Genomic DNA, 9,577 nt, shown 5'->3' on the forward strand with positions numbered 1-9,577 from the left:
ACCATGGCACGCATCACCGCCTCCGTCTACACCTCGCATGTGCCCGCCATCGGCGTGGCCCTGGACCAGGGCAAGACCCAAGAACCGTACTGGCAGCCCTTGTTTGCTGGCTATGAGTATTCCAAGCAATGGATGAAGGACAACACGCCCGATGTGGTCTTCTTGGTCTACAACGACCATGCCACCAACTTCAGCCTGGAGTTGATCCCCACGTTTGCGCTGGGCTGCGCGGCCGAGTTCCCGATTGCCGATGAGGGCTGGGGCCCGCGCCCCCTGCCCACGGTGCAGGGCCACCCCGAGCTGGCCGCCCACATTGCGCAGTCGGTGATCCAGCAAGACTTTGACCTGACCCTGTGCAATGCCATGAAAGTGGACCACGGCCTGACCGTGCCGCTCTCTCTGATGTGCGACAACCCGCCCATGCCCGGCGGCGCTTGGCCCTTCAAGGTCATCCCCTTCCATGTCAATGTGGTGCAGTACCCGGTGCCCTCTGGCGCCCGCTGCTTTGCGCTGGGCCAGGCCATTCGCCGTGCGGTGGAGAGCTTTGACCAAGACTTGAACGTGCAGATCTGGGGCACAGGCGGCATGAGCCACCAGTTGCAAGGCGCGCGCGCTGGGCTCATCAACAAGGCTTGGGACAATGCCTTCTTAGACCGTCTGATCGCCGACCCTGCGGGCCTGGCCCAAGTGCCGCACATTGAGTATGTCCGCGAGGCGGGCTCGGAGGGGATTGAGCTGGTGATGTGGCTGATTGCGCGCGGCGCGATGGCCGATGTGGCCGGTGGCCCCGCGCCCACACTCAAGCACCGCTTCTTCCACGTGCCGGCGTCCAATACCGCGGTGGGCCACCTGATCTTGGAAAACAACTGACATGACCCGAACCCTCAAAGTCGCCCTGGCGGGCGCCGGTGCTTTTGGCATCAAGCACCTGGATGGCATCCAAAACATCGACGGTGTTGAAGTCGTTTCGCTGATCAGTCGTGAGCTGGACAAGACCCGCGAAGTGGCCAAGAAGTACGGCATCGCCCATGTCAGCACCGAGCTCGGTGACGCCCTGGCCCTGCCCGAGGTGGACGCCGTCATCCTCTGCACCCCCACGCAGATGCATGCGGCCCAGGCCATGGCCTGCATGAAGGCCGGCAAGCATGTGCAGGTGGAGATCCCCCTGTGCGACGTGCTGGCCGAGGGCGAAGACGTGCTGCGCGTGCAGCAGCACACCGGCTTGGTCGCCATGTGCGGCCACACCCGCCGCTTCAACCCCAGCCACCAGTGGGTAAACGGCCAAATCAAGGCGGGCGCGTTCAACATTCAGCAGATGGATGTGCAGACCTATTTCTTCCGCCGCACGAACATGAACGCCTTGGGCCAGCCCCGCAGCTGGACCGACCACCTGCTGTGGCACCACGCCGCCCACACGGTGGACCTGTTCGCCTACCAATGCGGCAGCCCCATCGTGCAGGCCAACGCCTTGCAAGGGCCGATCCACCCGACCCTCGGCATTGCGATGGACATGAGCATTCAGCTCAAGGCCGCCAACGGCGCCATCTGCACCCTGAGCCTCTCCTTCAACAACGACGGCCCCTTGGGCACCTTCTTCCGCTACATCGGCGACAGCGGCACTTACATCGCCCGTTACGACGACCTCTTCAACGGCAAAGAAGAGAAGATTGACGTCAGCCAAGTGGATGTGTCCATGAACGGCATCGAGCTGCAAGACCGCGAGTTCTTCGCCGCCATCCGCGAAGGCCGCGAGCCCAACGCCAGCATCGCCCAAGTGTTGCCTTGCTATCGGGTGCTGCATCAGTTGGAGCGGCAGTTGCAGGGGTGAGCGCCGCAATGTCAACGACCCGCCCCCTCGGCCCCTTCCACGTCAGTCCCATCGGCCTGGGCTGCATGAACCTCAGCCATGCCTATGGCGCACCGCCCAGCACCGAGCAGGGGCGAGCCTTGCTGCACCAAGCGCTGGACGAGGGCTGCACGCTGTTCGACACCGCTGCACTCTACGGCTTTGGGGCCAATGAGTCTCTGGTCGGCCCGGTGCTCAAGCCCTTCAGGCAGCGCATTACGTTGTGCAGCAAGGGCGGCATGGCGGGGGTCACTGGGGCGGATGGCAACATCACCCGCGTCATCGACGGCCGCCCCGAGGCACTGCGCAGAAACTGCGAAGACAGCCTACGCCGCTTGGGCACGGATGTGATCGACCTCTACTACCTGCACCGCTGGGACAAGCGCGTGCCCATTGAAGAGTCGGTGGGCGCGATGGCGCGGCTGCTGGCCGAGGGCAAGGTGCGCGCTTTGGGCCTGTCGGAAGTCTCTGCCGCCACCCTGCGCCGCGCCCATGCCGAGCACCCCATTGCGGCGTTGCAGTCAGAGTACTCGCTGTGGACCCGCAACCCTGAGATTGCGGTGCTGCAAGCCTGCCGCGAGCTGGGCGTGGCCTTGGTGGCCTTCAGCCCGGTGGCGCGCGGCTATCTGGGCAGCCTGACGGACGTGAGCACGCTGGACGCCAAAGACATTCGCCGCAGCATGCCCCGCTTTGCGCCCGCCACCTATGCGGCCAATCTCGCGCTGCTGGCCCCTGTGCAGGCCCTGGCCGCCGAGCTGTGCTGCACGGTGGCGCAGCTGGCTCTGGCTTGGCTGCTGCACCAGGGTGAGCACATCATCCCCATCCCTGGCACCACGCAAGCCCAACATCTGAGCGACAACTTGGCAGCCAGCCGCATCACGCTCAGCGCAGCGCACGTGGCCCGCTTGGGCGAGGCCATCAACCGCCACACCGTGCAGGGCGCGCGTTACAACACGGCGACCCAGGCGGAGATTGATACCGAGGAGTTTGGCCAGGGCGCCTGAGCGGGATCAGCCCGACCTGAACAAGCCCGCCAAGCGCTCCACCGCTGCCACTGAGGCGGCACGGTCGGGCGTGGCGTCTGCATTGCCCCAGTCGCCCACCGATTGGGCTTGCACCAAGATGCCGTCTTTGCGGCTCACCATGAAGAGGTTGTGGCCACGCCATTGCAGGCCGTAGTTCACCCCGGCTTGCGGCACCAGCCGCGCTGTCTGGCCCCGCACCGGCACCAGGCTGTCGTCGCCCCACAGGGCGCGTGCGCCCCAGCCTGTGGCGTTGACCAGCGTGGTCTCGGGCAGGCTGCTGAGCTGGCGCGGGTGCTCGAAGTGGCGGGTGATGATCTCGCCGCCGTCGCGCATAAAGCCGTTCAACAGCCACTCGGTGTAGGCCGGCAGGTTGAAGACCATCTGGGTGTAGCGGCGCACATGCGGCACGGCAAAGGGGTGTTGCTCCGGCTGCAACAGCACCGAGCGCGGGCGAATATCGCCAATCAGGTCTTCCAGGTCGGGGTAGTCGGGCTCCTCGTCATGCGGCGGTACCGACGCCAGCTCGGCGTCAAAGGGCACGTCTGAGAGGAAATAGCCGTCTTGCCACATCACCGGCTCCCCCGGTAGGCCCAGCAGGCTTTGAAAGCGCTGGAAGGAGAAGCGTGCCATGGCCTCCCATTGGCTTTGAAAAGCGGGCGTGGCTTGCGCCTCGGTGCAGATGCGAGACTCAGGCGACCAGACGCCCGTCGCGGCCGAGGAGCGCACCTCGGGCGGCCGCTCGGCGCAATAAATACGCACCTTCAGCCCGGCCATTTGGGCCAAGCGCGCCGTGGTCAGGCCAATCGCCCCGCAGCCGATCACGCCCAGGCGCGTGGCCCCCGTGGCCTGCACCAGGCGCAAGGCCTGCTGGGCCGAGCCCCAAGAGAGTGACCAGCCCGCGCCGCCGTGTCCGTAGTTGTGCACCACCGTTTGGCGCCCCAGGCGCTGGGCCTCGATGCGCGGGCCTTGGGCCCGAAACGGCCGGGTGCAGCAGGCCACGGCAATGATGCGGTCGGGCCGCGCCCAAACAGGCGTCAGTGGCGCGGGCGTGGCCCATGGCGCAGGGGTGGTTTGCGCCTGAGCGGACGAGGCCAAGGGCAGGAGCGCACTGGCGGCCAAGGCCTGTGTACTGGAGAGAAGGAGTTGGCGTCTTTGCATGGCGAGGCCATTGTGACTGGACGAGCGAGGATGTGGGCCGGCGGCTGGCCGCCGCCACCCGATGGCGGGCCTGGCCACTTGAGCGGCCCGGCTTTGCACATCGGCAACATGCCTGTGTCACCATTCCACCCCATGCTGCCGTTATGCGCAGCAGCGATCATCCGGGAGCCCCTCACCATGTCTGAAGCCCACCTCACTCGCCGCAGCGCCTTGCGCTGGGCCTTGGCCAGCGCAGCCGGCGGCTGGCTGCCCTGGGGCGCGGTGTCGGCCCAAGCCCAGGCCAGCGTTCCGACCCCTGCGGCCACGGCCATGGCCTTGCACCTCAGCCAGCGTCTGGGCTACGGCCCGGTGCCGGGCCAGCTCAGGCATGTGAGCCAGCAAGGCTGGCAGGCTTATGTGAATGAGCAGCTGGAGCCGCAGCGCTTGCCGCTGCCGGCAGAGCTCAGCAGCGCGCTGGCCGGCCTCAAGACCTTGTCTTGGAGCCAGACGGAGCTGATCGAGCAGTACCGGCGCTTCACCAAAGAGGCTCGCGTGGCCAAGCAGCAAGACGAGGCCAAGGGCAACCCGCAGCGGGCGCAACTGGCGCGTCAAGTGGGCTTGGAAGCGGGCGAAGCCCGCGTGCTGCGCGCGCTCTACAGCCCCCGGCAGTTGGAAGAAGTCTTGGTGGAGTTCTGGTTCAACCACTTCAATGTCTTCATCGGCAAAGGCCTGTGCCGCGTGCTGATGGGCAGCTATGAGCAGCAGGCCATTCGCCCCTTTGTGCTGGGCCGCTTCAGAGACATGCTGGGCGCAACGGCCAAGCACCCGGCCATGTTGTTCTACCTGGACAACTGGATGTCGGTGGGCACCGGCACACCGGGCGCGCGCGCGGCGGGCGACCAGCCCAAAAAGCCCAGTGGCCTGAACGAAAACTATGCCCGCGAGCTGATGGAGCTGCACACCCTGGGCGTGGACGGCGGTTACACCCAGCGCGATGTGACCGAGCTGGCCCGCATCTTCACCGGCTGGGGTTTGAACATGCGGCCCGATGGCGACGACAGCGCCTTCCAGTTTGCGCCCCGTCGCCACGACCCCGGCGAGAAGGAGTGGTTGGGCCGCCGCATCAAGCCGCAAGGCCAGGCCGAGGGCGAGCTGGCGCTGGATGTGCTGGCCAAGCACCCCTCCACCGCACGCCACATCAGCCGCAAGCTGGCGCAGTACTTTGTGGCCGACGAGCCGCCCGCCAGCTTGGTCGACAAGCTCGCGGCGCGCTTCACCCAGACCGACGGTGACTTGAAAGTCGTGACCCGGACCTTGCTGGAAAGCCCCGAGTTCGCAGCGCCCAGCGCCCAGGGCAACAAGTTCAAGCCACCTTATCGCTACTTGCTCTCTGCATTGCGTGCCGCGGACACCCAAAACATCCAGGTGCGCCCTCTGGTGGCGGTGCTGCAGCGGCTGGGCATGCCTTTGTTTGGCAGCCCCACACCCGATGGCTACAAGTACACCGAGCGGGCGTGGCTCAGCCCCGATGCGTTGCAGTCCCGCGTGAGCTTTGCCACGGCGTTTGCGGCGGGTCGCCTGCCCGGCGCCCAGCGCGACGACGACGAGCCCGGTATGAACGAGATGCGGGACATGAGTGACAAGCCCCGCAAAAATGCAAAGCCAGAGCAGGGCGAGAAGCGGCCCAAAGACAACCAGGCGGAGGCGCGCATGGCGCAACGCCGCTGGGAAGAGGTCGACGCGGACGCCCTGCTCAAGACCCTGGGCCCGGCCATTGGCCCCAAGACTCGCGCCGTGGTGGAGCAATCCGAGCCCGCGCTGCGTGCGGCCCTGATCCTGGGCAGCCCTGATTTCATGCGTTACTGAATCGACACCGACTCAGCGAGGACACACTCCATGCAACGACGTGACCTTCTCAAAGCCGCAGCCCTGGGCTCGGCCCTGTGGTTCCCGGTGGGCCGCCATGCGATGGCCCTGGCCCGCCCCGCTGCGCAGGCGGCCCAGCCGCGCTTGGTGGTGATCCTGCTGCGCGGTGCCATGGACGGCTTGAGCGTGGTCGCGCCCTATGCCGACCCCGACTATGCCCGCGCCCGCCCCGACCTGGCCATGGCCAAGCCGGGCAGCGCCGACGGCCTGCTGGACCTGGACGGCCGCTTTGGCCTTCACCCGGCCTTGGCACCGCTGATGCCCCTGTGGCAGAAGGGCCAACTGGGCTTTGTGCAGGCCAGTGGCTCGCACGACCCGACGCGCTCGCACTTTGATGCGCAGGACTATATGGAGACCGGCACCCCCGGCCGTAAAAGCACCCAAGACGGTTGGCTCAACCGCCTGATGCAGGCCTGGCCCGCCAGCGCCGAGCTCGGCGCCTCGGCCTCCCGGGCAGTGAGCGTGGGCGCAGTGCTGCCGCGCATCTGCCAGGGTAGCTACAACATCGCCAACTTGCCCTCGGTGGCGGCCGTCGCGCGCCTCGGTGTGTTGGACAAGCCTCGCGTGGCCAGCGCCTTTGAAAAGCTGTATGCCGGTGACGACGCCATGGGCCGCGCCTACCGTGAGGCCCGCCAGGCTCGGCAAGAAGTGCGCGCCTCCATGGAGGACGACCACGGCCCTGAGATGAACGACGTGGACCGCGGCGCGCCGCTGCCCAACGGCCTGCCCGACGATGCGGCCCGCCTGAGCCAGGTGATGCGCAACGACCCGCGCGTGCAGATGGCCTTCTTGGCGCTGGGTGGCTGGGACACCCACTCCGGCCAAGGCACCGTCAAGGGCCGTTTGGCCAACGGCTTGGCGCCGCTGGCCCGGGGGCTGGCTGAGTTGGCTCAAGGCCTGGGCCCGGTGTGGCAGGACACGGTGGTGATGGTGATGTCCGAGTTCGGCCGCACCGTGCGCCAAAACGGCACCGGTGGCACCGACCACGGCCACGGCAATGTGATGATGCTGGCCGGTGGCCGCGTACACGGCGGCAAGGTGCACGGCGAGTGGCCCGGCCTGGAAAGCCGAGCGCTCTACGAAGGCCGCGACCTGGCTATCACCACCGACTTCCGCGACGTGATCGCCAACGTCATGGCCCGCCACTTGCGCCTGCCCGATTCGGCCATGGCCTCGGTCCTGCCGGGCTACAGCGGGCCCGCTCGGCGGCTCGATCTGTTCCGGGCGTGATTACCAGCGTTACAAGCCGCTGTCCCACTGCAGCTTGGCAAAGGCCTCGCGTCGCGTCGGCTGGCCGGTGCTGGCATCCCATTGCAGGCCCAGGCTGACCTGCCAGTGCGGGTTCAGGCGTTGGCGCCACATCAAGGAGCGGTGCTGCCGCTCGCTCAGGGTGCCGGCGTCAAAGCCCGCGGCATCGCGCTGGCTGCGCTCTTGCTGCACGATGGCGCGCAGGCTGCGCCGGGCGTCCAGATGCCAGCGGGCCAGGACCTGCCAACCCAGGTCGAGCAGCGCTGGGTGCCCGGCTTCGGCGCCGATGCGCAGGCCGGTGAAGACCGGGTCCACCTCCAGGCTTTGCCCGCCGGGCAAGGCCCACCGTGTCTGGGCCATCACTGACCAATTGCCACCCGTACCCAAACGGTCTAACTCGGTGTCCAACAAGCGGCCCCAGCTGCCGACGGCGGCCAGGCTGGTCAGCCACGGCCACGGAGCGCTGGACAGGCCTGCTTGCACATGGGGTGTGGCGTGCAGCACGCCACCGCTGCGGGCCCGCTGCTGGGCTGGCCCTGCATTGGCCCAGAGCACCGTGCGCGCTGGGGCTTGCAGCCAGCCGCCCAGGCGCAGGCCGCGGTGGATCACCTCTCCGCCCGGTTCGGCTTGGGGGCGGTCGCGCAAGCTGCGGGACTCCTCCACCGAGAAGTGCAACTCTGTCTCGTGCAGCGTCAGGCCGTCGCTGCCCCAGGGCAGGGTTTGTTCACCCAGGCGGCGGTTCAACTCCAGCTTGGCGTGCCACAGACCGGCTTGGTCAGAAAAGCCCTGCAGGTTCACAAACTCGGGCGCCACCCAGCTCGCCTCGGCATAGTTGAACCACTGCGGGTTGCTGTGCGTGGCCTGGGCCCAGAGGCGCGCCCCGCGCTCGGGCGAGCCACGGCGCGCGCGCGTCAGGCCGTCGGCATCGGCCTCAATGCTGTTCTCGCTCAGCAGCCCATGCCAACGCCACTGCAGGTGGTTGTCGTCGCGGTGCAGGCGTTGCACGCCATCCACGCCCCAGACGCGATTGGCTTGGTCAGCCGCCACTTTGCGCTCGGCCGCCATCAGACCCAAGGTGCGGTCCTCGGCCTGCCAGCGGCCACGCAAGAGCACCGAACTGCTGGGGGCGCTGAAGGTCCAGGCCTCGGTGCCCCAGGGGCGGCCCCGCAGCGCCACAGCGCCGGCGCGGTCTTCGAGCAGCAGCGCCGTGGCATCGGCTTGCGCGCCGCGCCAGGTGCTGCGTACACCCCAGCGCGGGTCGGCCACGGTGCGCGAGTAGAAGGCCGGTGCGGTCAGCCCCAGCACGTCCGCGCTCTCTAAAAAGTAGCTGCGCTTTTCGGGCAATTGGATGGCCACAGCCCGGTTGCCTTTGGCCTGCGGCGCGTCGATCTCCACCTGGGCGAAATCCGGGTTCAGCAAGGTGTTGAAGACCCAGTCCGCGCGGGGGCGCCACAGGGCTTCCAGGCTTAGCGAGCCCTCACCCTGGCGCGAGCCGTCTTCCCGAGCCTGACGCAGCGTCCACTCGGCGCGTGCCGCGCTGATGCTTTGGCCTCGATGCTGCTGCAGCGTCTCGCGCAGGCCGTCGAGGGGCCGCATGTGATGGATGAAGCTCAGCGCTTCGGGGTCGGCCTCCTGGCTGATCAGCAGCAGGCTCTTGGCGCTGGGCACCGCACGGGCCACCAGCAGGCCCCAGGGCTCGTCGCCGTCAAAGGGGTAGCGCAAGGCTGCCAAGGGCCAGCGGATCTCCATGCTGTAGCCGTCGTCTAAGCTGGCCACGGCCACCTCGACGGGGAAGTCCGGGCCCAGGTCGTCTTCATCATCGGCCGCCCGATAAAGCCCGTCCGTGATCACGCCGGCCAGGCCTGCTTTCACAAACACCGCAGCCTCGCGGCGCCCTGTGGTGTCCAGCCAGATGCCGATGTAATCCTGGTCGGCCTCAACGCCATCGTGGCGGCTCAGCAGCGTGCGCGTGGCCTGGGTGTCCCACGCGCGAATGCCAAAGACCAAGGCCTTGTCGTCCACCACCACCTGCACCTCGGTGCGCAAGGCCTGCGGGAAGGCGCCATTGGCCACGGGCGATCGTTGGGCAAAGTGGCTGTGCCGTGCGGCGCGCTGCCACACGGCATCGTCGAGTCGGCCATCCAGGCGCAGCGGCCCCTCGTCAGTGCCCAGTCGCAGGGCTTGGAAATGGGAGGGGCTGGCCGGTGTCGAGGCCTGTGCGCCGCCCGTCAGGGCCAGCGCCAGTGGGAGCGCCAAGCGCATCAAGACAGCGTGAGAAGAGAGCAGGGGCGACATGGGCGCCGATCACAAAAGACAGGCGTTAACCGCCGGGGGTAGAAGTGTAACGAGTCGCAAGTTGCCCAGGCCGCGAGGGCGGGCTTTCTCCGCGCCAAGT

At 67.6% G+C, this 9,577-nt stretch carries 7 protein-coding genes; 5 read left to right on the forward strand and 2 right to left on the reverse strand.

Annotated elements, in window-relative coordinates; all coding sequences use genetic code 11:
• Positions 1-3 precede the first annotated feature (3 nt).
• The 3 genes from KAK11_RS13490 to KAK11_RS13500 are packed head-to-tail and all read left to right on the forward strand — an operon-like array spanning position 4 to position 2,850.
• A complete protein-coding gene (locus tag KAK11_RS13490) occupies positions 4-870 on the forward strand; it encodes a class III extradiol dioxygenase subunit beta (protein ID WP_210809702.1) in 867 nt (288 codons plus the stop codon).
• 1 nt (position 871) lies between these two features.
• Positions 872-1,828 carry a Gfo/Idh/MocA family oxidoreductase gene (locus KAK11_RS13495; protein ID WP_210809703.1) on the forward strand — a complete coding sequence of 319 codons (957 nt, stop codon included), beginning with the start codon at positions 872-874 and terminating at the stop codon, positions 1,826-1,828.
• An 8-nt stretch (positions 1,829-1,836) separates the two neighbouring features.
• On the forward strand, positions 1,837-2,850 hold the full coding sequence (locus KAK11_RS13500) for an aldo/keto reductase (RefSeq protein WP_210809704.1): 1,014 nt from the start codon (positions 1,837-1,839) through the stop codon (positions 2,848-2,850).
• 6 nt (positions 2,851-2,856) lie between these two features.
• Here the strand turns inward: KAK11_RS13500 and KAK11_RS13505 are convergent, their stop codons facing one another.
• Positions 2,857-4,029, reverse strand: a complete 1,173-nt coding sequence (locus KAK11_RS13505; RefSeq protein WP_210809705.1) for an FAD-dependent oxidoreductase — start codon at positions 4,027-4,029, stop codon at positions 2,857-2,859.
• 177 nt (positions 4,030-4,206) lie between these two features.
• Here KAK11_RS13505 and KAK11_RS13510 point away from each other — a divergent pair, with 177 nt between their 5' ends.
• Both KAK11_RS13510 and KAK11_RS13515 read left to right on the forward strand, forming a co-directional pair.
• Positions 4,207-5,874, forward strand: coding sequence for a DUF1800 domain-containing protein (locus tag KAK11_RS13510; RefSeq protein ID WP_210809706.1), 1,668 nt, complete (start codon positions 4,207-4,209; stop codon positions 5,872-5,874).
• Between the two features lie 30 nt (positions 5,875-5,904).
• Positions 5,905-7,164 (forward strand): DUF1501 domain-containing protein, encoded by a 1,260-nt coding sequence (locus tag KAK11_RS13515; RefSeq protein WP_210809707.1) that lies wholly within the window; start codon positions 5,905-5,907, stop codon positions 7,162-7,164.
• 9 nt (positions 7,165-7,173) lie between these two features.
• On the opposite strand, the gene KAK11_RS13520 is transcribed toward KAK11_RS13515, so the two are convergent.
• Positions 7,174-9,477 (reverse strand): DOMON domain-containing protein, encoded by a 2,304-nt coding sequence (locus KAK11_RS13520; protein ID WP_210809709.1) that lies wholly within the window; start codon positions 9,475-9,477, stop codon positions 7,174-7,176.
• Positions 9,478-9,577: the final 100 nt, after the last annotated feature.

The organism is Ideonella paludis (genome assembly GCF_018069865.1).
Taxonomy (GTDB): Bacteria; Pseudomonadota; Gammaproteobacteria; order Burkholderiales; family Burkholderiaceae_C; genus Ideonella; species Ideonella paludis.

What these genes read in the sequence shown, in the direction of transcription:
- KAK11_RS13510 (WP_210809706.1), top strand. Translation starts at nt 4,207, where the DNA reads ATGTCTGAAGCCCACCTCACTCGCCGCAGCGCCTTGCGCTGGGCCTTG.
- KAK11_RS13495 (WP_210809703.1), top strand. Translation starts at nt 872, where the DNA reads ATGACCCGAACCCTCAAAGTCGCCCTGGCGGGCGCCGGTGCTTTTGGC.
- KAK11_RS13490 (WP_210809702.1), top strand. Translation starts at nt 4, where the DNA reads ATGGCACGCATCACCGCCTCCGTCTACACCTCGCATGTGCCCGCCATC.
- KAK11_RS13515 (WP_210809707.1), top strand. Translation starts at nt 5,905, where the DNA reads ATGCAACGACGTGACCTTCTCAAAGCCGCAGCCCTGGGCTCGGCCCTG.
- KAK11_RS13500 (WP_210809704.1), top strand. Translation starts at nt 1,837, where the DNA reads ATGTCAACGACCCGCCCCCTCGGCCCCTTCCACGTCAGTCCCATCGGC.
- KAK11_RS13520 (WP_210809709.1), bottom strand. Translation starts at nt 9,477, where the DNA reads ATGTCGCCCCTGCTCTCTTCTCACGCTGTCTTGATGCGCTTGGCGCTC.
- KAK11_RS13505 (WP_210809705.1), bottom strand. Translation starts at nt 4,029, where the DNA reads ATGCAAAGACGCCAACTCCTTCTCTCCAGTACACAGGCCTTGGCCGCC.